This is a genomic window from Thermovibrio ruber, from assembly GCF_055380895.1.
Genome location: NZ_AP042397.1, coordinates 396,934 through 417,209 on the forward strand (window position 1 = coordinate 396,934; position 20,276 = coordinate 417,209).

Annotated in this window: 15 protein-coding genes and 1 pseudogene; 8 read left to right on the plus strand and 8 right to left on the minus strand. The window is 45.8% G+C overall.

The genetic code is table 11. The features are described from left to right. Nucleotides 1-78: 78 nt before the first annotated feature. The 4 genes and pseudogenes from ACZ424_RS02095 to ACZ424_RS02110 form a co-directional block, all read left to right on the plus strand. Nucleotides 79-195 (plus strand): annotated as a pseudogene (locus ACZ424_RS02095) (IS5/IS1182 family transposase); the annotation flags it as partial. A 40-nt stretch (nucleotides 196-235) separates the two neighbouring features. Then, a complete protein-coding gene (locus ACZ424_RS02100; RefSeq protein ID WP_464904872.1) occupies nucleotides 236-2,179 on the plus strand; it encodes a DUF505 domain-containing protein in 1,944 nt (647 codons plus the stop codon). 48 nt (nucleotides 2,180-2,227) lie between these two features. Next, nucleotides 2,228-3,301 carry a hypothetical protein gene (locus tag ACZ424_RS02105; protein WP_464904873.1) on the plus strand — a complete coding sequence of 358 codons (1,074 nt, stop codon included), beginning with the start codon at nucleotides 2,228-2,230 and terminating at the stop codon, nucleotides 3,299-3,301. 169 nt (nucleotides 3,302-3,470) lie between these two features. Continuing rightward, nucleotides 3,471-3,611: a nitrate- and nitrite sensing domain-containing protein gene (locus tag ACZ424_RS02110; RefSeq protein ID WP_464905201.1), complete on the plus strand. Its 141-nt coding sequence runs from the start codon at nucleotides 3,471-3,473 to the stop codon at nucleotides 3,609-3,611. A 196-nt stretch (nucleotides 3,612-3,807) separates the two neighbouring features. On the opposite strand, the gene ACZ424_RS02115 is transcribed toward ACZ424_RS02110, so the two are convergent. After that, nucleotides 3,808-4,983, minus strand: a complete 1,176-nt coding sequence (locus ACZ424_RS02115) for an RtcB family protein (protein ID WP_464904874.1) — start codon at nucleotides 4,981-4,983, stop codon at nucleotides 3,808-3,810. 126 nt (nucleotides 4,984-5,109) lie between these two features. Here ACZ424_RS02115 and ACZ424_RS02120 point away from each other — a divergent pair, with 126 nt between their 5' ends. The 4 genes from ACZ424_RS02120 to ACZ424_RS02135 all read left to right on the plus strand — a co-directional run bounded on the left by ACZ424_RS02120 (nucleotide 5,110) and on the right by ACZ424_RS02135 (nucleotide 12,574). Then, a complete protein-coding gene (locus tag ACZ424_RS02120) occupies nucleotides 5,110-7,065 on the plus strand; it encodes an aconitate hydratase (RefSeq protein ID WP_464904875.1) in 1,956 nt (651 codons plus the stop codon). Between the two features lie 58 nt (nucleotides 7,066-7,123). After that, complete coding sequence (locus tag ACZ424_RS02125; protein WP_464904876.1) at nucleotides 7,124-9,331, plus strand: NADP-dependent isocitrate dehydrogenase; 2,208 nt, start codon at nucleotides 7,124-7,126, stop codon at nucleotides 9,329-9,331. A gap of 80 nt (nucleotides 9,332-9,411) precedes the next feature. Further along, a complete protein-coding gene (locus tag ACZ424_RS02130; RefSeq protein ID WP_464904877.1) occupies nucleotides 9,412-10,713 on the plus strand; it encodes an ATP citrate lyase citrate-binding domain-containing protein in 1,302 nt (433 codons plus the stop codon). A 10-nt stretch (nucleotides 10,714-10,723) separates the two neighbouring features. After that, nucleotides 10,724-12,574, plus strand: a complete 1,851-nt coding sequence (locus tag ACZ424_RS02135; RefSeq protein ID WP_464904878.1) for a citrate/2-methylcitrate synthase — start codon at nucleotides 10,724-10,726, stop codon at nucleotides 12,572-12,574. Between the two features lie 26 nt (nucleotides 12,575-12,600). Here ACZ424_RS02135 and ACZ424_RS02140 read toward each other — a convergent pair whose 3' ends face one another. From ACZ424_RS02140 to ACZ424_RS02170, 7 genes are read right to left on the minus strand one after another with little or no spacing between them, the layout of a single operon-like run. Beyond that, nucleotides 12,601-13,821 carry an EAL domain-containing protein gene (locus ACZ424_RS02140; protein WP_464904879.1) on the minus strand — a complete coding sequence of 407 codons (1,221 nt, stop codon included), beginning with the start codon at nucleotides 13,819-13,821 and terminating at the stop codon, nucleotides 12,601-12,603. Further along, nucleotides 13,815-15,023 (minus strand): tryptophan synthase subunit beta, encoded by a 1,209-nt coding sequence (gene trpB / locus ACZ424_RS02145; RefSeq protein WP_464904880.1) that lies wholly within the window; start codon nucleotides 15,021-15,023, stop codon nucleotides 13,815-13,817. Before trpB ends, ACZ424_RS02140 begins: the two co-directional genes overlap by 7 nt. A 38-nt stretch (nucleotides 15,024-15,061) precedes the next feature. Beyond that, nucleotides 15,062-15,856, minus strand: coding sequence for a GltB/FmdC/FwdC-like GXGXG domain-containing protein (locus ACZ424_RS02150; protein ID WP_464904881.1), 795 nt, complete (start codon nucleotides 15,854-15,856; stop codon nucleotides 15,062-15,064). Between the two features lie 11 nt (nucleotides 15,857-15,867). Further along, nucleotides 15,868-16,989, minus strand: coding sequence for a class II glutamine amidotransferase (locus ACZ424_RS02155; RefSeq protein WP_464904882.1), 1,122 nt, complete (start codon nucleotides 16,987-16,989; stop codon nucleotides 15,868-15,870). Further along, entirely contained in the window at nucleotides 16,989-18,278 is a 1,290-nt protein-coding gene (locus ACZ424_RS02160) for an NAD(P)/FAD-dependent oxidoreductase (RefSeq protein WP_464904883.1), read from the minus strand. Before ACZ424_RS02160 ends, ACZ424_RS02155 begins: the two co-directional genes overlap by 1 nt. A gap of 5 nt (nucleotides 18,279-18,283) precedes the next feature. Then, nucleotides 18,284-18,736: a 4Fe-4S dicluster domain-containing protein gene (locus tag ACZ424_RS02165; protein ID WP_464904884.1), complete on the minus strand. Its 453-nt coding sequence runs from the start codon at nucleotides 18,734-18,736 to the stop codon at nucleotides 18,284-18,286. Between the two features lie 8 nt (nucleotides 18,737-18,744). Further along, complete coding sequence (locus ACZ424_RS02170) at nucleotides 18,745-20,262, minus strand: glutamate synthase-related protein (RefSeq protein ID WP_464904885.1); 1,518 nt, start codon at nucleotides 20,260-20,262, stop codon at nucleotides 18,745-18,747. Nucleotides 20,263-20,276: the final 14 nt, after the last annotated feature.

A 20,276-nucleotide genomic window follows, 5' to 3' on the forward strand; every position in this document is an offset into this window, starting at 1 on the left:
GCGGGATATATCGGCCCGCGAAGTTATTCCTACCAACTTCAAAGAGTTGGTTATTAAAAGAGGACTAAGAGCTTTTAGATAGCTCAGTTGTTTGTATTAGCTAAGTTTTGCCTGTTCAATCTCTGGGTTCTTTTCTTATTCCTCTGGATCTTTCAAAAAGCCTCACCAATTGACTTAAAATTTTATTTGACATAATTTAAACTTAGAAAAGAAAAGTCCGTGAGGAGGGAAGTAAATGGTAATCAGAAAAGAACACGCACTGGCACTAATGAGAGTAAGGGAGGAGGAGAAGAACAACGCACCAACCTGCCAGCTCTTTGTAAAGAGTGAGGAACCTCCTTACTTAGAGCTTGAGAGGATGAACCTTTTAAGGATGGTAAGACCTTTAGAGTACTCCCTTACCTACTGGGGAAGGGTTCTCGCAAACATTTTAGACGAAATGGTTGAGAAAAAACTGATAGAACACCCGTCCAAGTGGACGGAAGAGTTTAGATGGCTCGGCTCTGAAATTCTTATGATGATTGAGACGGCCATTGAAAACGACGACGTTCCAGGTCCTCTAACCGAAAAGGAATTAGAAAAGAGGGGATTCATTGAAGAAAGGAAAGTAGAGAAAAAGGGGACTTTCAAGGCCATCAACCAGTATGCAAAAGACATCTACGAAGTGTTTAAAAACGCTCACCCGAGGCTCATTATTGACAGGGAGCTCTGCCAGTACATCAAGGAGATGCCGGCAGGACCTGCTGAATCCTCAATGCTCCCTGCGGGAGGTAGGTTCCCGATTCTAATGGGAGCTATGAGGTTACTAGCCTTCTCCGTTCCAACTTCAGACGTTTATGCTCTTACCCCACTTGGAAGGGAAATAAAAGCTGCCTGTGAGACAATTGCTCCTACCCTTGAAACGGTAATTTCTGAAGATATAATGGATTCACTTGAAAGGGCAGTTTACGAAGGGTTTGATGCCGTAACGGACGAGGAGAAAGAAGTTCTCTTTGCACTTGCCCTCATAGACGACGAAGGGAACCCACTTCCAGCAGGTGAACACCTGTTAGAGGCATATAGAATCTGGAAGGAGAGGAGTTTTAAGCCCGTTAAGTCTATGAACGTTGAGATATTAGACGCGGAGCTCCTTAAAGGAATAGAGGAGGTCTGGAAGCACCACGAACAAGATCCGTCTACCCTTCCAACAGTTGACGAGCTCGTCCACTACCTCTTCTACAAGCCCGTTAAAGAGTATAAACACCTTCTTGAGCACTATGGAAGGAGAATCTATCAAGACTTAGGTTATCAGAAGAAAGAGGAGATTAAGAAGAAGTTCTCTGAGGTTAAAACCGTTGAGGAGCTCTTCAAGTCGTTCTACGAAAAGGGCAACCAATGGTATGAAAAGATGTACGACATCGTTCAGGAATCCCTCTATACCCTTGAGTCTTTCAACCTGATTAGGGCTGAAGAGTTTGAAGGAAAGAAAGTCCACTACCTAACTGAATTTGGAAAGAAAGTACTTGAAGACATGAAGACCCGCGGTTTCAGGGAAATTCCCGCAGTTGCAGTTAAGTCAATTACAATTACAAACAAGGAGTTTGCAGCTCCTAACGTTGACTGGTATAACAAGGGAGTTAAGACACAGCTCATAGGCGGTGGAGAGGCAACGGAATCCGGTAAGATGTATGCCGAGATGGCATACCAGATCAGAAGACTTCCCCACATCACAAAGTTTGAGCTTCAAGTTCTCCACAAGCTTCCTGAGAAAGGTTTCTTCGTTAAAGACGTTTACGAACAGTTTGACGAAACCTGGCAGGAGGAAATTGACTACGCACTCAACAAGCTTGAGGCAAGGGGCTACATAGACATCCTTCAGAACGAAGCAATTATTCTTACAGAGGCTGGAAAGCTCATAAAGAGAGCTCTATCCGGAACTCCGGAAGGCTTTGCAAACCCTATTACTCCACTTGCCGTTAGAGTCCTTGAAGCCCTCAGTAAAGTTGGAACCCTCTACGTTAAAGAGAGGAAGATAAGAATCCTTCCGAAGAACATAAAAGAGGCCATTAAACTCTCGGGACTTGATCCAGAAGCCTTTGAGAAGGAGATGGTTATCCTCAGGGCTTCAAACCTTGTAGGTAAGAACTCTATCAACGAAGCCGGACTGCTCATATTAGAGGCTTTAGAGAAATTGAACTAAGAACAAGGGGGAGCTATTCCCCCTTTTAACTGAATAGTGGAGGGAGAGATGGCAAGGATCTACGGAAAAGTAGAAGGACCGGAGGACATCAGACGTATTAACTGTATCATCAGAGATGAAATGTTAGAGGTAGAAACTCCAGAACAGCTAACAGACCTGAAAAAACGCTCAGACTACCTGTGCACCCTCACATACTCGCCGTTTTGGAAGATAAAGTTCGGCCCAATGATTGAAGAGCTTAGAGAGGTAGCTTTAGAGGAGAACAGGGTAACAGTAAGGCTTGCCAACTACGTAGCCAAGTATAAAAAGTGGGACAAAGAGTACAGCCCCTGGGGAAGCGACAACAGGAGCATAGACGAGAAGCTGAAGGAAATTCCTGAACAGATAATGAAAGAGATTTTAGAGAGCGTTGTTGACCTGAAGCTCTCCCCTGAGATACTGGAGGAGCTCCGCAGGAACTTCTGCGAAATCAAAAAAGCTATGGTTTTAGCTGAGGACAAAGGGACCCTTGAGAGGTTAAAGAAACAAGGAGATCTAATCGTTGCAATTACGAGGTTAGAGGACTTTAGAGAAAGATTCTCAGATATTTTAGACAAGATTGATGAGCTGGTTAAGAGGGAGGAAGAGAGAAACGTTAAGCTTGCCAACATCATAGCCGAAGTAAGGGGATGGAAGGTTGAGTTTGAGGTCTGGACTGAAAACGAAGTTAGGGAAGACGAAACCTTAGAACAGTATGTTCAAAGGCTCCTTGAAGAAGAGAAAAAGGCAGAGCAATATATTCCTACAGAGGCCAAGTACAAAGAAGGGAAAACTTTATGGCTGGTTTACTTTCACAAGGGAAGGAATAGACACTTTGCAAAGAGAATCTACTTCCCTGGTTCAGCTAAAGATATTGAAATAGAAGGACCTGCTGAGTTTGAGAACAAGTTCGGAAAGAAAGTTTGGGGAGTAAGGATAAAGTATAAGGCAAAAGTCTCACCTGCAGTTATAAGGATTGGCAAGCGGGTAATCCACCTTCCTGAACGCTGGGTTGAGAGGGTTAAAGTTGTTCCTTTACCAAAAGAGGCTACAGATATCAAGCTCTTAGAGGAAAGACCGGAGTTTGCTTACCCGGTAGCTTAAATGACGTATCTCACGGTTCTCCTGTAAAATTAACGGGAATTAAACAAAAGGAGGAGAGCCGTGGGATACCCTTCTCTCCCTATTTGCCATAGGTATCCTTTCCTACAAGCTGATAAACAGTGCTTACAGAAACTACCTTAAATCTGAAAATCTCAAAACCAGCATCACAATCGCAGAAAGAGTCTCCCTCTTAGTTCACGAGCTCCAAAAAGAAAGGGGAAGGACTGCTGGATTTTTAGGAAGCGGAGGGAAAACCTTTTCTGAGGAGCTTAAAGAACAGAGAAAAGTGACAGACAAACGAATCAGCTAAAGGGGGTTCTCTCAAAAGAGACAGTTCAAGCACTTCCCCCTAAAGTGAGGGAGTTCTTCTTAAATCTTATAAACGAACAACTTCCACAGCTTATTGGGATAAAAAACATAGTTAATAACCTACTAAACAAAGCAATAGCCTTCTACACACAGTTTAACAACAGACTTATAGACTCTGTCGGTCTTCTATCATCTCCCTATCCTTTTAAATTATAGATAGGTCTAACAAACTTCTCTACCTCAAGGGTTTTAGGTAAAAACTTAAGAATCTTCTCTGGTTCTTTATAGGCAAAAGGAGCTTCGTCTAAAGTCTCCTTTGAAACTGTTGAGGAGTAAACGCCTGCCTCCTCAACGGCCTTTCTGAATTCTCCTACCGAGAAGAGCTCTTTTGCCTTCCTCCTACTAACCTTCCTCCCAGCACCGTGAGGAGCTGAGAAGTTAAGCTCTCTTACACCTTTTCCCCTTCCTATAACCAAACCGGTAGTTAAGTTGAAAGGAATTACAACCCTCTCACCTTTATGTGCAGAGATAGCTCCCTTCCTCACGCACATATCTCTGTCAACGTCTATGTAGTTGTGGACGCTCTTTATCAGCCTTTCCTCTTTGAACTCTTCCCTAAAAAACTCCTCAACGATGATTTTCAGAATCATTCTCCTGTTAAGGTCAGCGTAGGACTGTGCAAGCCTCATTGCCCTTATGTACTCCCTTCCTCCCTTCTTCATCGGCAGGAAGGCAAGGTCTTTGGGAAAGTCCGGCATAACCTTTTTTGTATGTTCCCAAGCAAGCCTCTGAAAGTGGTTACAGAGCCTAAGTCCAAGGTTCCTTGAGCCGGTGTGAACCGTAAGGTATAGCCTACCTTCATCGTCAACTCCAAGCTCAAGAAAGTGGTTCCCGCTACCTAACGTTCCAACCTGAAGTAGAGGCTCCTGAAGGTCTATCCTGTAAGTATTGATGAGAACAGAACGGATCTCAGAGAGGAGCCCCTTGTCTTCATTTGAGAGAGGAAGCTTCTTGGCGTTGTTCTTCATTCTTGAAGTCAATCCCGTCGGAATCCTTCCTTTAACAAAGGCGTCAAACTTTGGAAGATTAACGTCTTCCCCTGGGTTTTTAGGGTCAACCCTCCTCTCAAGTGGGTAGGTGTAAACTCCGCAGCCTATATCAACTCCAACAATGTTCGGAATGACAACGTCGTCAAAGTAGCCGGTAAACCCGATTACACACCCCTTTCCTGCATGACAGTCTGGCATTATCACTATCTTGTCTCTGAAGAAAGGAAGGTCCTTTACCCTCTCAACCTGAGAGAGAACATCATCCTCAACTGAACCTGCATATATGTAAACAGGAAATCTACCCTCTAAAACAATCGGCTCCATCTTGCACCTACCAAAAGATTAAGCTACAAAGACTTTTAGCCACTGTTGAAATTTTTACAAAATTTTTACATAATTTTGAGCAAGGTTTTTGAAAGCTATTTGAAATTTATATAAACAGGAGGAGAAATGGGACTAAACATCGTCCAGAAGATTATTAAGACTCACCTCGTTGAAGGGGACATGACTCCCGGGAAGCCCATAGCCATTAAGATTGACCAGACACTTACCCAGGACGCAACGGGAACGATGGCATACCTCCACTTTGAGGCTATGGGGCTACCAAAGGTTCAGACGGAGCTCTCCGTCTCCTACGTTGACCACAACACCCTCCAAGCAGGAGGCCCTGAGAACGCAAATGACCACCTCTTTCTCCAAACAGTTGCTGCAAAGTATGGAATTTACTTTTCAAAGGCAGGAAACGGTATCTGCCACCAAGTTCACCTTGAAAGGTTCGCAGTTCCGGGAAAAACTCTCCTCGGTTCAGACTCTCACACACCAACTGCCGGTGGAATCGGAATGCTTGCAATTGGAGCTGGCGGAATGGACGTTGCCCTTGCAATGGCAGGTGAGCCCTTCTACCTCACAATGCCAAAGGTTGTAAGGGTTAACCTCTATGGAAAGTTAAGACCTTTCGTTTCAGCTAAGGACATCATTTTGGAGCTCCTCCGCCGCCTAACAGTTAAGGGAGGACTTGGAAGGATTTTTGAGTACGGCGGAGAGGGAGTCAAATACCTTACAGTTCCAGAGAGGGCAACAATAACGAACATGGGAGCAGAGCTTGGAGCTACAACCTCCATCTTCCCAAGCGACGAACAGACTTACCTCTTTATGAAGGCTCAGGGAAGGGAAGCCCAGTGGAGGCCGCTCCAGGCAGACCCAGACGCAACTTACGACGAGGTAATTGACATAGACCTTTCTGAGCTTGAGCCGTTGATCGCCTGCCCACACATGCCTGATAACGTTAAGAAGGTTAAAGAGGTTGAAGGACTAAGGGTTCACCAGGTTGCAATCGGCTCCTGTACAAACTCCTCTTACCGTGACCTTAAAACAGTTGGAGAGATGTTTAAGAGAACAGGAAAAATGGTTCACCCGTTAGTTTCTGCAGCAATCTCTCCAGGCTCAAAGCAAGTCCTCAGAATGATGGACAAGGAAGGATACTACGACGTGTTCCTAAGGGCAGGCTTCAGGATACTTGAGAACGCCTGCGGCCCCTGTATCGGTATGGGATTCGCACCACCTTCCGGAGGAGTATCTGTTAGAACTTTCAACAGGAACTTCTACGGCCGTTCAGGAACAAAAGACGCTCAGGTTTACCTTGCTTCACCAGAAACAGCGGCAGCAACCGCTATGAAAGGAGTTATCACAGACCCGAGGGATTTAGGTCTTGAGGAAATTAAGGTATTCCTCCCTGAGAAGTTTGAAATTGACGATTCAATGATTTTTGCCCCAGCTGCAGACCCGGACGAGGTTGAAGTATTTAAGGGTCCAACAATTAACTACGTAGGTTACAAGGAGCCTCTCGGAGACAAACTTGAGGGAGAAGTTCTCCTGAAAGTCGGAGACAACATCACCACAGACCACATTATCCCAGGTGGAGCAAAGATCCTCCCGCTACGTTCAAACATCCCTGCAATCTCCGAATACGTCTACTCAGTTGTAGACGAAACCTTCGCCCAGAGGGCAAAGGAGAAAGGTGGCGGGTTCATCGTAGGGGGAGAGAACTACGGACAGGGCTCCTCAAGGGAACACGCAGCAATCGGACCTATGTATCTCGGAATTAAAGCCGTAATCGCTAAGTCTTTTGCCCGTATCCACCACGCAAATCTCATAAATTTTGGAATCCTTCCCCTTGTGTTTGTAAACAAAGAGGACTACGACAAGATAGACCAGGGAGACTACCTTGAAATAGACCTCTCAAACTTCGCTCCGGGAGAAGACAACATCATCACCGTGATAAACAGGACAAAGGGAATCTCCATTCCTACAAAGCACGGTCTCAACAAGCGGCAGGTTGAAATCATCAAGGCTGGCGGCGTTCTTGCCTACGTTAAGCAGAAGTTTGAAAACCAAAAGAACAACTAAAAACCAGGGGGCTTGAAGCCCCCTTTTCCTTTGAAATCAAATCCGGAGGAGGATAGATATGGCTAAAAGGCCAACTATTGTTTGGACAAAGACAGACGAGGCGCCACTGCTTGCAACCTACTCTTTGCTTCCAATTATCAGGCAGTTTGTAAAGCTCGCAGGAGTGAACGTTGACCTTAAGGACATCTCCCTTGCTGGAAGAGTTCTTGCTCAGTTTGGCTACGTTCCAGACGACCTTGCTTATCTCGGAGAGTTGGTTCACAAGCCTGAGGCAAACATTGTTAAACTTCCAAACATTTCTGCATCACTACCCCAGCTCCTTGATTGTATTAAGGAGCTCCAGTCACAGGGCTACGATCTTCCAGACTACCCGGAAAACCCTCAAACAGAAGAAGAGAAGGAAATAAAAGCAAAGTACGACAAGTGTGTAGGTAGCGTTGTTAACCCGGTCCTTAGGCAGGGTAACTCAGACAGGCGTATAGCTCCTCCTGTTAAGAACTACGCGAAAAAGCACCCCCACAGGATGAAAGAGGTCTCTCCAAAGTCTGAGTCCTACGTTGCCCACATGAAGAGCGGGGATTTCTACGAGAATGAGAAGTCTGTAACACTCAAGAAGGACACAAAGATAAGGTACGAGTTCGTTGACGAGAACGGAAACGTTCAGGTCCTCAAAGAGTTTGACATGGGAATGGGTGACGTCGTTGATGGAACCTTTATGAGCAGGAAGAAACTCAAGGAGTTCTTTGAGGAAGTTATAAACGACGCCAAGTACAAAGACATCCTCTTCTCCCTCCACGTAAAGGCCACAATGATGAAGGTCTCCGATCCTGCAATTTTCGGAGACGCAATCAGGGTTTACTACAAAAAACTCTTTGAAAGGCACGGAAAAGAGCTTGAAGAGATAGGATTTGACCCCAACAAGGGACTGATTGACCTTGAGAACAAGCTTTCAAAGCTCCCACCTGAAAAGCAAGAAGAGATTAAGAAAACCCTTGAGGAGATATACAAAGAGCAGCCAAGGCTCTACATGGTTGACTCAGACAGGGGAATCACAAACCTCCACAGGCCAAACGACGTAATTATTGACGCCTCAATCCCTGCAGTCATAAAGAACGGGCTCCAGGGATGGGGACCAAACGGAGAGACAGATGACTGCGTAATCACAGTTCCAGACAGGTGCTACGCAACAATGTACTCAGAAATTGTTGAGGACATAAAGGTTCGTGGACAGTTTGACCCAACAAAAGTTGGATCTGTTCAGAACATTGGCCTCATGGCGATGAAGGCAGAGGAGTACGGTTCCCACGACAAGACCTGGTTTGCTCCGAGCAAGGGTAAATTTAGAATTGTTGACGAAGACGGAAGTGTTCTCATGGAGCACGAGGTAGAGGAAGGAGACATCTATAGAAGCTGCCACGCAAAGGACATTGCAATTAGGGACTGGGTAAAGCTCGCAGTAAACAGAGCTAAGGAAACAGGTCTTCCAATTGTCTTCTGGCTTGACTCACTAAGGGCCCACGACAGGGAACTCATTGAGAAGGTTAAGGAGGAGCTTCAGAAATACGACCTTGAGGGAGTTGAATGGTACATTAAGCCTCCAAGGGAGGCAATGAAGTTCACTTTAGAAAGGTTTAGAAAGGGACTTGACACAATCTCTGTTACTGGAAACGTTCTGAGGGACTACCTGACAGACCTCTTCCCGATTATTGAGGTTGGAACTTCCGCGAGAGCTCTCTCAATCGTTCCACTTATCGCAGGTGGAGGGCTCTTTGAAACAGGAGCCGGAGGTTCTGCTCCAAAGCACGTTCAGCAGTTTGCTAAGGAAGGCCACCTCAGGTGGGATTCATTAGGAGAGTTTCTTGCTTTTGTTGAGGCTCTGAAGCTTGCCTACAAACAGGCAGGAAGTGAGAACAAGAGAATTCTCGTAATGGCAGAGACCCTCTCTAAGGCCGTAGAGAGATACTTAGACGAGGACAAGACTCCAAAGAGGAAGGTTGGACAGCTTGATACAAGGGGAAGCCACTACTGGCTTGCAAGGTTCTGGGCTGAAGAGCTTGCAGCTCAAACAGAAGATCCAGAACTCGCCAAGGTATTTGAACCTGTCGCAGCAAAACTTGTAGAGAACGAGGAGAAGATACTCTCCGAAATAGCTGCAACAGAAGGTTCTCCCAAAGATTTAGGAGGCTACTACCACCCAGACGACGAGAAGGCTACAGCTGCAATGAGGCCTTCAAAGACGCTCAACGAGATAATTGATTCACTGTAAACAATTTGTAAAAAAGTTGTTAAAATTAGGGGGGCAAATTGCCCCCCTTTTTCGTATGTAAACAACTTAGGAGGAGATAGATGGCACAGAGAGGAATTAGGGAGTACGACGGCAAGAGGATCCTTGCCCAGCACTGGGACGAGTACTTCGCTCCGGAGTTTGAGTATCAGTTCAGGTCTGTCCTTGTAACTCCTGAAACCGACTTAGACAAGCTCCCCGAAGAGTACCCCTGGCTCAGGGAAGTTCCCTTAGTTGCAAAGCCGGACATGCTCTTTGGAAAGAGGGGAAAGTTAGGACTCATTCTCTTTAAGAAGGAGAAGCCCTGCGACGTTGACTACGAGACTGCAAAGCAGTGGATCAAGGAGAAGATGCAGGAAGAAGTAGAGATTAAGGGGAAAAAGGGTAAGCTTACCCACTTCCTCATTGAGCCCTGCGTTCCCCACTCTCCAGAAGACGAGTACTACGTAGCTATGACGTTAGGCTACGATGGAGACCACATCTACATGTCTGCCTTCGGCGGAATTGACGTTGAGGAGAACTGGGACAAGGTAAAGGAAGTTGTTATCCCCCCTCTTGCAACTGAGGAGGAAATTGACAGGCTAATAGAGGAGAACGTTCCACCTGAGATTAAAGACAAGGAGAAGTTTACAGACTTCGTTAAGCGTCTCTACAGGTTCTTTAGGGATATGCACTTTGCATACCTTGAGATTAACCCTCTTGTTATGGTTGGAAACAAAGTTTATCCACTTGACTTTGTTGGAAGGGTTGACGATACAGCCCAGTTCTTGGTTGGAAGGAAGTGGGGAGAACTTGAATTCCCTGCAGGCTTTGGAGGGGAGCTCTCACCTGAGGAGAAGTACATCAAAGAGATGGACGAAAAGTCTGGAGCCTCTCTTAAGCTCACCATTCTCAATCCAGAGGGAAGGATTTGGACGTTGGTTGCTGGTGGTGGAGCTTCAGTAGTTTACGCAGACACAGTTGCGGACCTTGGCTACGTTAAGGAGCTTGCAAACTACGGAGAGTACTCAGGTAACCCATCAAGGGCAGAGACGAGGGAATACGTTAAAACCGTTCTTGACCTTATGACCCGCCACAAGGACCCACAAGGAAGGCCTAAGATCCTCATAATCGGTGGTGCTATTGCAAACTTCACAGACGTTGCAAAGACATTTGACGGAATAATTGATGCCCTCAAGGAGTATGCGGACAAGCTGAAAGAGGTAGGGGTTAAAATCTACGTCCGCCGTGGAGGTCCAAACTACGAAGTAGGTCTTGCAAAGATCAAGAAGGCTGCAGAGGAACTTGGACTTCCAATAGAGGTTTATGGACCAGAAACCCACATCACAGCAATAGTTGAGAAAGCTCTAAAGGAGAATCCATAAGGAGGGGAAAATGGGAAGACCTGATTACATACTTTTTGACAGGAACACAAAGGCAATCTTCTGGAACCTCAACAGAAATGCTATCCAGAGGATGCTTGACTACGATTACTTAGTTGGACGCTCACCTTCAATCGTTGCAATCGTAGCTCCAACCCAGAACAGAAAGTTTGAGAAGTTCTTCTACGGAACAGAAGAGATAATGATCCCAATCTATAGGTCAACAACAGAGGCAGCAGAAGCTCACCCAGACGCAGACGTTCTTGTAAACTTTGCCTCTTTTAGAACGGCATACGATGTTACGAGGGAAGCCCTCAACCTACCGACAATCAGGACAATCGCCATTACTGCAGAAGGTATCCCTGAAAGGCTTGCCCGTGACATGGCAGCAAGGGCAAAGGCTGAAGGCAAGTGGATAATCGGACCTGCTACAGTTGGAGGAATTGCTGCAGGGGCCTTCAGGATTGGAAACGCCGGTGGAACCCTTGAGAACATCGTTAAGTCAAAACTCCACAGACCTGGCTCCTGCGGACTGGTTACAAGGTCTGGAGGCCTTTTCAACGAGCTATCAAACATCATTGCAAGAAACGCAGACGGTATCGTTGAAGGTATCGCCATAGGTGGAGACAGATTCCCGGGCTCAGACTTCTTAGACCACCTCCTTAGGTTCCAGAAGAATCCTGCAGTCAAGTACATGATTATGCTCGGAGAGGTTGGTGGAGAGTTAGAGTATAGAGTTGTAGAGGCTCTTGAAAAGGGATTAATCACTAAGCCCCTTATAGCTTGGTGCATCGGAACAATTGCCAAGCACTTTGGAGGAGAGGTTCAGTTCGGCCACGCAGGGGCTAAAGCTGGGGCCGACAGGGAGACGGCAGACGCTAAGAACAGGGCTCTTAAAGAGGCAGGAGCTATCGTTCCAGACTCCTTCAACGATTTCCCAGAGGTAATCCGCTCAGTTTACGAAGAGCTCAAGGCTAAGGGAGAAATTGGAGAGATTGAAGAACCCGAAGTTCCGCCAATCCCTGAAGACTACGACAAGGCAAGAAAGGCAGGAAAGGTCAGAAGACCTACCCACTTTATCTGTACCATCTCTGACGACAGAGGAGAGGAGGCAACATACTGCGGAGTTCCTATCTCTGAGGTTGTTGAGAAGGGTTACTCTATTGCGGACGTAATTGGACTACTCTGGTTCAAGAGGAAGTTCCCGTCTTGGGCTTCTCAGTTTATTGACATGGTTCTAAAGATCGTCGCAGACCACGGACCTGCAGTTTCTGGAGCTCACAACGCGAAGGTTACTGCAAGGGCTGGAAAAGACCTTATTTCCGCTCTCGTAACTGGGCTTCTAACCATCGGCCCAAGGTTTGGCGGTGCAATTGACGGAGCTGCTAAATACTTTAAGATGGCCAAAGAGAAGGGAATGGACCCATACGAGTTTGTTGATTACATGAAGAAGGTTGAGAAGAAGCCGATTCCGGGAATTGGCCACAGGATCAAGTCAACTAAGAACCCAGACAAGAGGGTAGAACTCCTCAAGAATTTCGCAAAAGAGAACTTCCCCTCAACGGAGCTCCTTGACTACGCCCTTGAGGTTGAGAAGGTTACAACTGCCAAGAAGGAAAACCTCATCCTCAACGTTGACGGAACGATCGGCGTTCTCTTAGTTGACATGTTCAGAAGCTTAGGATTCTCAGAAGAAGAAATTGACGAGCTAATTGAGGCAGGAGCTTTTAACGCTTTCTTCGTCTTAGGCCGTTCAATCGGATTCATTGGCCACATTTTAGACGAAAAGCGCCTCGCAATGCCTCTCTACAGGCATCCTTGGGACGACATTCTCTACGACGTCAAGCGTCCAGAAGGGGTTTAAATTCAGGGGGGCTTTCCCCCCTTTTATTAAGTTATTTTAATCTCTACTTTTTTAGGTTCAGGTTCCGGCTTTCCTATGAAAAATCCCTGACCTAAAGAGACTCCGATACTTCTCATCAATCTGTAAGTTTCCTCGTCTTCTATAAATTCAGCTAAAGTCCTTAATCTAAAAACTTTTGCAACATCAACAATGGCCTTTATTATTGTCAGGTCTTTTGTGCTCTCTTTCGCCCCCCTTACAAAGGCTCCATCAATTTTAAGGACGTCTGCCGGGAACTTTTTCAGATACATAAAGTTTGAGTAGCCAGCTCCAAAGTCATCAACAGCAATCCCTGCGTTAAACTCTTTAAATAGACTAAACAGACTTACTGCTACTCCCTCTTCCATCAATTTTTGAGATTCTGTAATCTCAAAAATTACGTTACTGAGGTCAAGGTTATACTTCTTAGCTACCTGAAATATTGCGTTTAATTCTCTGAAAAAGTATTTCATAGATAGGTTAAAGAAGAGCTTGTAATCTCCAAAATACTTAATAGCATTAATAAAAAGCAGTTTATCTATTTCAGGGGTAAGAGCTAACGTATCTGCAACCAAAAAGACGTAGTCTCCTCTAAGAACTTCATCTCCTACAAAAATTCTAGATAAGACTTCATAACCATAAACTTTTCCCGTTCTTAAAGATACTATAGGCTGAAAGTGTGGAATAACCTTTTTTTCACGTATAGCTCTTATTAATTTCTGTCTTACCTGTCTGAACTTCTCAATATCGTAGGCTTTAGCCTCTTGAAAAACAACAATTGTGTTCTTCCCAGACTCTTTTGCAGAGTAGAGAGAGCTCTCTGCCTGTGAAAAAACCTCTTCAAACCGAGAAATGCCAACACTAACTCCGGCACTTGTCGTCAAACGGATAAATTCTGACTTCAACTTAAACTCAACAAGGTGGAGATACCTGTTAAAGACCTCCTCAATCCTTATTAAGGGAACTTCGTCTTTTATGAGAGCTCCGAAACAGTTAGCTCCAACCCTGGCAAGGAAAACTTCTGAAAAGAACTTATTTAAAACTCTATGGAAATATTGACCGGCGGCTTTCAAAACAGAATCTGAGATCCTATAACCGTAGGTAAAGTTGACAAATCGGAAATCGTCTATGTCAAGAAGAAGAAGAATTACAGGTTTATTTCCTTTTAAGTTAGAAAGCTCCCTAAAGAAAGACTTACGAGATGGTAGCCCCGTTATCTCATCTACCATAAACGGAGATCCTTTCTCTCCTCTAAGAGGTCTTTAACCTGAGAAACGTCCTTGTCTCCTCTTCCAGAGAGGTTAACAACGACAAGCTTACCTTTCAGGCTTTCTCTATTCTTTATGACCCAGGCAATAGCGTGGGAACTCTCCAAAGCTGGAATTATCCCTTCGGTTCTTGAAAGAACTTGAAAAGCTTCAAGGGCCTCATCGTCCGTAACTGCATCATACTTAGCCCTTCCTATCTCCTTTAGTAGTGAGTGTTCAGGACCGACACCTGGATAGTCTAACCCTGCTGAAACGGAGTGAGTAGGAGTAACCTGACCGTCCTCGTTTTGAAGAAGGTAGGACTTTGCTCCGTGAAAAACCCCAACTTTTCCCTTACATAAAGTAGCAGCGTGTTTATCTGTATCTAAACCGTAACCACCTGCCTCAACTCCAACAAGCTCAACGTCTTCCACTTCAACGAACGGATAGAAAATACCAATAGCGTTGCTGCCACCACCTACACAGGCAACTATAGTATCTGGATATCTTCCTTCAGCCTCCAATATCTGTTTCTTCGTCTCATTCCCAATTACAGACTGAAAGTCCCTGACTATCTTCGGGTAAGGATGTGGACCAACTACTGAACCAATTATGTAGTGGGTAGTTCTGACGTTTGTAACCCAGTCTCTAATCGCCTCGTTAACGGCATCTTTTAAGGTTCTACTACCGCTCTTTACAACCTCAACTTTTGCTCCAAGGAGCTCCATTCTAAAAACGTTGAGGGCTTGGCGCCTAACGTCCTCTTCACCCATGTAAACAATACACTCCAAACCTAGGAAAGCACAGGCAGTAGCTGTTGCAACCCCGTGCTGACCAGCCCCAGTTTCGGCAATGATTCTCTTTTTACCCATCCTTTTTGCAAGGAGGGCTTGACCAAGGGCATTGTTTATCTTGTGAGCTCCAGTATGGTTAAGGTCTTCCCTCTTTAAATAAATTTTAATTCCATTTCCAAGGTATTTGGAAAACCTCTCTGCAAACTGTAAGGGAGTAGGACGGCCAACGTAGTTCCTAAGTAGCCTCTCAAACTCCTCTTTAAACTCAGGATCTTCCTTTATATTTAAATAACTCTCCTCAAGCTCGGAGAGAGCAGCCATCAAGGTTTCTGGAACGTACTTCCCTCCAAACTCTCCGTACTTGCCTCTCTCGTCAGGGTAGCTATACAAAACAAGCCTCCTGTTTACTTAATGAGAAGAGAAGTTTACTACTTGATAATACCAGTAGCAATTCCCCACCTGTGGGCGTACATCCTTCCGTAAGGTCTTGCGCTGACGGGAACAATTTTCGTAAAGGGTTCAGAGATTATTTCATCAACCGGTATGTTAAAGGCCTCTGAAAAGCCTTTTAGCTCTTCAGTTAAGAGCTTTATGTCCTGTAAGTCCGGTTCAAAGACTTTAACCTCCTTTCCTAAATACCTTTGAGGAACTTCTCCCCTTACAAAGATTACACCACCGTGCATTCCCGTCGCACAGTAGTCGCCAACTATGTCCTCTCCGGGTTTTCTATTTAACCCCAGAAGAATCAGAACTCCACCGGCCATATACTCACCAAAGAAGTTTCCAGCCTTACCCCCTACTATGAAAGTTGGAACTAAGTTTTTATAACCTTTCATGTGGATTCCGACCCTGTAGCCAACGTCTCCCTCTACGTAAACTTTCCCTCCCCTCATTCCGTAGCCGCAGACATCTCCGGCGTGGCCTCTAACGATAATCTTCCCGTCTCTCATAGTGTTTCCAACGCCGTCTTGAGCATTTCCAAGAACCTCAATTTCTGGACCGTATAGGAAGATTCCAAGGTCGTTTCCGGCAGTTCCGTGAACCTCTATCTTTACTTTCCCTTTAACTCCAGTCCCTATGTATCTCTGGCCGTAAACCTCTTTCAAGATAACCTTTTCAGCTCCGTTGTTTACAAGCTCCTTTACCTTTGCGTTAACTTTTCTGTAGTGGGCAGTTCCACAAACTACCTCATAAACGCCTTTTCCTATCTCCCTAACTTCCATAGCTTACTCCTTTAAGCTGGGTAACAGAGGTCCTCTTCTTTACAGTGGTTTAAAAGGGCAATAACCGGCTCTCCCGCCTTTGGCATCCAAACCCTATCTGGGTCTTCGCAGATAACCCTAATTGCAGACTCCTCACTGGCCATATAAACAGTATCTCCCTTCTCAGCGGCAACAAAGGGACGAAGCTTTATCCTGTCGTTAAAGCCAATTACGCCGTCTTTAAAGGCAAAGAGCATTGCAAATGGACCGTTGAGCATTGCAGGAGCGTAGACAGTTCTTATCATCTTTACCATCCTGTAAACCTTCTCAAGGCCTACTTCCCTGTAGTGTTCAATGTCTTTCCAGAAGGGAGCAGCCATTGCCATAAAGACAGCCCTTATAGGGAGCCTATGCTTTCTAAAGAGAAGGTCAAAAAGGTAAGCCGCAACCTCCGTATCTGTAAGGAGAGTGCACCTGTAACCGAACATCTCAACGTAGCGCTTGTTTGTTCCGTAGGAAGTTATCTCTCCGTTGTGGACTATTGCCCAGTCTAAGAGGGTGAAAGGGTGAGCTCCTCCCCACCATCCGGGAGTGTTCGTCGGAAAACGGGTGTGGGCAAGCCAAATGTACCCTTCGTAACTCTTTATTTCAAAGAAGTCCCCTATTTCGTCGGGATGACCTACTCCCTTAAAAGCTCCCATGTTCTTTCCGCTTGAGATGACGTAGGCCCCCTCAACTTTCTCGTTTATCGTCATTACTGTTCTAACAACAAGGTCTTCCTCAGACTCCATAGGAAGCCTCGCGTCGTCTCTCGGCTCAACGAAGTAGCGGTAAAAGTAGGGGGGCTTTGTTTTTTTATATAGAGAAGGAACTTCTTTAGTTGGAATCATTTCAGACTTTACTATTCTGAAAGATCTGTTGAGAACAGCGTTGACTTCCGATTCGTAATCTAAATCGTCAAGCATCACATGGAAGGCGTAGAAGTCAGCCATATCCGGATAGATTCCGTAGGCAGCATAGCCGGCTCCCATTCCGTTTCCACGCTCTTTCATCGTAGTTATTGAGTCGTATATGAACTTCCCGCTTATCCTCTTTCCGTCCCTATTAACTATACCGGCAAGGCCGCACCCTGCCATTTCGCTGTAGCAAGCCATTAGAGCGCCCTCCAGTCTTTGTAGGCCGTTTTATCCTGCTTTAGTTTCTCCTCCCGCCACCACTGTGGAAGGTCTACAAGGCCAAAGTCAAGTTCAACCAACCTCTCCTTTATATCTGAAACGTCTATCTTCTGCCTTATGAGGTTCGTAAGGATTCCCGTCCTGTCTATCTCTCCAATGGCTATGAAGCCGACGAGTTTTCCATTCCTAACAATAGCTTTCCTGTAGTAGCCCTTCTTCTCAAACTTGTCGTTTACGAGAATTTCGCAGGAATTGTCAATCGGCTCAACTACGCCGGCGTTGAGAACTGGGACAGGTAGGAACTTCAAAGAGTTGAGGACAAAACCGCCTAAGTATTTCATCTTTTTACCAGCCATGTTTAAACCGGCAATAAAGCCCTGTTCAAAGGCTAAGGGAAATAGAGGTATCGGTTTTTTCTGACCGTCAACGATGTCTAAACATTCAATACAATCTCCTGCGGCGTAAATATCTGGAACGGAAGTTTCCATATTGTCTGAAACTGCAATTCCCCTGTTAACTTCCACTCCGGCAGTTTCTGCAAGTTCTGTATTGGGCCTAACACCAATGGCAACGACTACAGCATCTGCCCTTAAAACGGAGCCGGACTTTAACCTAACGCTACTTACTTTCTCATCTCCCATAATCTCTTCAACCGTATCGTTGAAGATGAATTCAACCCCTTTCTCCCTTAGCATACTTTCAACTATCTGGGAGCTCCTCCTATCAAGCGCTCGTGCAAGGACTCTGTCAAGGAGCTCCACAACCTTTACGTTAACTCCAATCTCCCTGAGGAAGTAGGCAACCTCAAGGCCGATAAAACCAGAACCGATAACTACAACTTCTTTAGCTCCGTTTTCCTTCAGGTAGTCTTTAAAGGATAGGGCTGAGCGGAGCTCCGTAAACGTAAAAACACCCTTCTTGTCACTTCCCTTTATCGGCGGAACGAAGGGTTTTCCACCGGTTGCTATGAGGAGTTTGTCGTAGGGAACAAGCTCGTTTGAGTCAAGGACTACGACCTTTGAGTCTGTATTAATCTTTACAGCTTTATGGCCTAAAACTGCCTCAACTCTGTTCTTCTCAAAGAATGAGCTATCCCTATAGAGGAGCTTATCCTCTGGAATATCAACCAAAACGTCTGCGATCATCGGCTTTGAGTAGCACCTGTCCTCGTAGGAGATAACAACTATCTCCCCTTCCGGATCAACTTTCCTTATTCCGGTGATACACCCAACCGCAGCAGCACTGTTCCCTACTATCACGTATCTCATTTCTCTTACCTCTCAAAGTCGTAAACAAGAGCCCTGTTGGGGCATGCCTCAACGCAGGCAGGGAATCCCCTGTCCCCACAGAGGTCACACTTAAAGGAGTGTCTTTTCTCCTCTTTTATCATTGGGTGGGCTGCTCCAAATGGGCAAACCAAAACGCAGTTCCAGCAGCCTACACACTTCTCTTCATCAAGGTTAACTTTTCCGTTCTCATCAACCATTATCGCCCCAGATATACAAGCGTCAAAGCAGAAAGGATGCTTACAGTGGCGGCACATGAGGGAAAGAGAAACTGCACCTTTTACCTCAACTGTTGCCCTTGGCAGCAGGTTCTCAAGTTTGTAGGCCTTAACAGGGTCTTTACTCTCACTGTGAACCATAGTGCAGGCAACTTCACAGTAGCGGCAAGAGATACAGTTTTCCTCTATGGGGTAAACTTTCATCAGTTTTCTCTTCTTCATCTTGCCCCCTACATTCCGGCAGGCAGAACGCCCAAGATTTTGTTTTCCTGCTCCGTAAGTCCCCAGCTCCTGAGCCTCAACCTGTTACCCTTAATTGACTCAATGGCGTTGATGCCCATAGCTCCAAGGAGTTCCTTTATGTCGTGGGCCCAAGCCCTTAAAAGGTTGTAGAGGTTTTCAGCAACAATATCTGGGTTCAACCTCTTTGCCAGTTTAGGGTCGTTTGTTGTAATTCCCCATGCACACCTACCGGTGTGGCACTGCTGACACTGGGTGCAGCCGGCAGCAAGCTTTGCAACCGTTCCGATGTAAACGGCATCAGCCCCCAGGGCTATCGCCTTAAGAACATCAACGGCACTCCTGAAACCGCCTGCTGCTATGAGGGAAACCTGATTCCTGAGCCCTTCCTTCCTGAGCCTGTCGTCAACTGCTGCAATAGCCATCTCAATTGGAATACCAACGTGGTCTCTCAAAGACTTTGGCGTTGCACCTGTTCCGCCTCTGACTCCATCTATCGCAATGGCGTCAGCTCCTGCATGGGCAATTCCGCAGGCAATTGCGGCAACGTTGTGAACAGCAGCAATCTTTACGAAAACGGGTTTTTCGTAGTTCGTAGCTTCTTTAAGGGCATAGATGAGCTGCCTCAAATCTTCAATTGAGTAGATGTCGTGGTGGGGAGCCGGAGAGATTGCGTCTGAGCCTACTGGAATCATCCTTGTTTCGGCAATTCCCTCGTTTACTTTCTCTCCAGGGAGGTGTCCGCCTATACCGGGCTTTGCTCCCTGACCTATCTTAATCTCTATTGCGGCAGAGGTTTCAAGGTACTCAAGATCAACCCCAAATCGGCCAGATGCAACCTGAACGATAGTGTAGTCCTTAAAGTCCTTTAAGGACCTGTGAAGACCTCCCTCTCCCGTATTCCAGTAAGTTCCAAACTCCCTACAGGCAATTGCCATAGCCTTCTGAAGGTTGAGGTTAATTGAACCGTAGGACATTGCAGAGAACATAACAGGTATCTCAAGCTCAAGCTGTTTTCCTATTGTCGTTTTTATGCTCACTCCGTCTGAGTCAAACTGGAGCTGATCGGTCTTCCTTCCGATAAACGTCTTTAACTCCATAGGCTCCCTTAGAGGGTCTATTGGAGGGTTTGTTACCTGACAGGCGTCTAAAAGGAGGTGGTCAAAGTAGTTCTTTATAGGCTTGTCGTTTCCCGTTGAGGTAAGGATTACGGCTCCAGTTAACATCTGAACGTGGATGTCCCTGATTGCCTCAGGGGTCCAGTTGGCATCTGGGTGGAAAGTTGAAGGGTTCTTTACCACCTTAATTGCGTCTGTTGGACAGAAAGCCTCACATCTCTTACAGTTAACACAGTTTTCGTGGTGGTTCATTATCATGTCAAGGTCTTCGTCGTAGTATGTAGCGTCAAAGGAGCACTGGTCAACGCAGGACTTACACCTAACGCACTTGTAGTCGTCTCTTAAGACCATAAAAGGGTAGAAAGCAACTTGCGGTTTCTTAAAGAGCATCTCACACCCCCAAA

Bases quoted from the DNA above. Each gene is read 5' to 3' on its own strand.
- ACZ424_RS02130 (WP_464904877.1), top strand. From the start codon at position 9,412: ATGGCACAGAGAGGAATTAGGGAGTACGACGGCAAGAGGATCCTTGCC.
- ACZ424_RS02125 (WP_464904876.1), top strand. From the start codon at position 7,124: ATGGCTAAAAGGCCAACTATTGTTTGGACAAAGACAGACGAGGCGCCA.
- ACZ424_RS02105 (WP_464904873.1), top strand. From the start codon at position 2,228: ATGGCAAGGATCTACGGAAAAGTAGAAGGACCGGAGGACATCAGACGT.
- ACZ424_RS02120 (WP_464904875.1), top strand. From the start codon at position 5,110: ATGGGACTAAACATCGTCCAGAAGATTATTAAGACTCACCTCGTTGAA.
- ACZ424_RS02155 (WP_464904882.1), bottom strand. From the start codon at position 16,989: ATGGCTTGCTACAGCGAAATGGCAGGGTGCGGCCTTGCCGGTATAGTT.
- ACZ424_RS02165 (WP_464904884.1), bottom strand. From the start codon at position 18,736: ATGAAGAAGAGAAAACTGATGAAAGTTTACCCCATAGAGGAAAACTGT.
- ACZ424_RS02170 (WP_464904885.1), bottom strand. From the start codon at position 20,262: ATGCTCTTTAAGAAACCGCAAGTTGCTTTCTACCCTTTTATGGTCTTA.
- ACZ424_RS02150 (WP_464904881.1), bottom strand. From the start codon at position 15,856: ATGGAAGTTAGGGAGATAGGAAAAGGCGTTTATGAGGTAGTTTGTGGA.
- ACZ424_RS02100 (WP_464904872.1), top strand. From the start codon at position 236: ATGGTAATCAGAAAAGAACACGCACTGGCACTAATGAGAGTAAGGGAG.
- ACZ424_RS02115 (WP_464904874.1), bottom strand. From the start codon at position 4,983: ATGGAGCCGATTGTTTTAGAGGGTAGATTTCCTGTTTACATATATGCA.
- ACZ424_RS02135 (WP_464904878.1), top strand. From the start codon at position 10,724: ATGGGAAGACCTGATTACATACTTTTTGACAGGAACACAAAGGCAATC.
- ACZ424_RS02140 (WP_464904879.1), bottom strand. From the start codon at position 13,821: ATGGTAGATGAGATAACGGGGCTACCATCTCGTAAGTCTTTCTTTAGG.
- ACZ424_RS02160 (WP_464904883.1), bottom strand. From the start codon at position 18,278: ATGAGATACGTGATAGTAGGGAACAGTGCTGCTGCGGTTGGGTGTATC.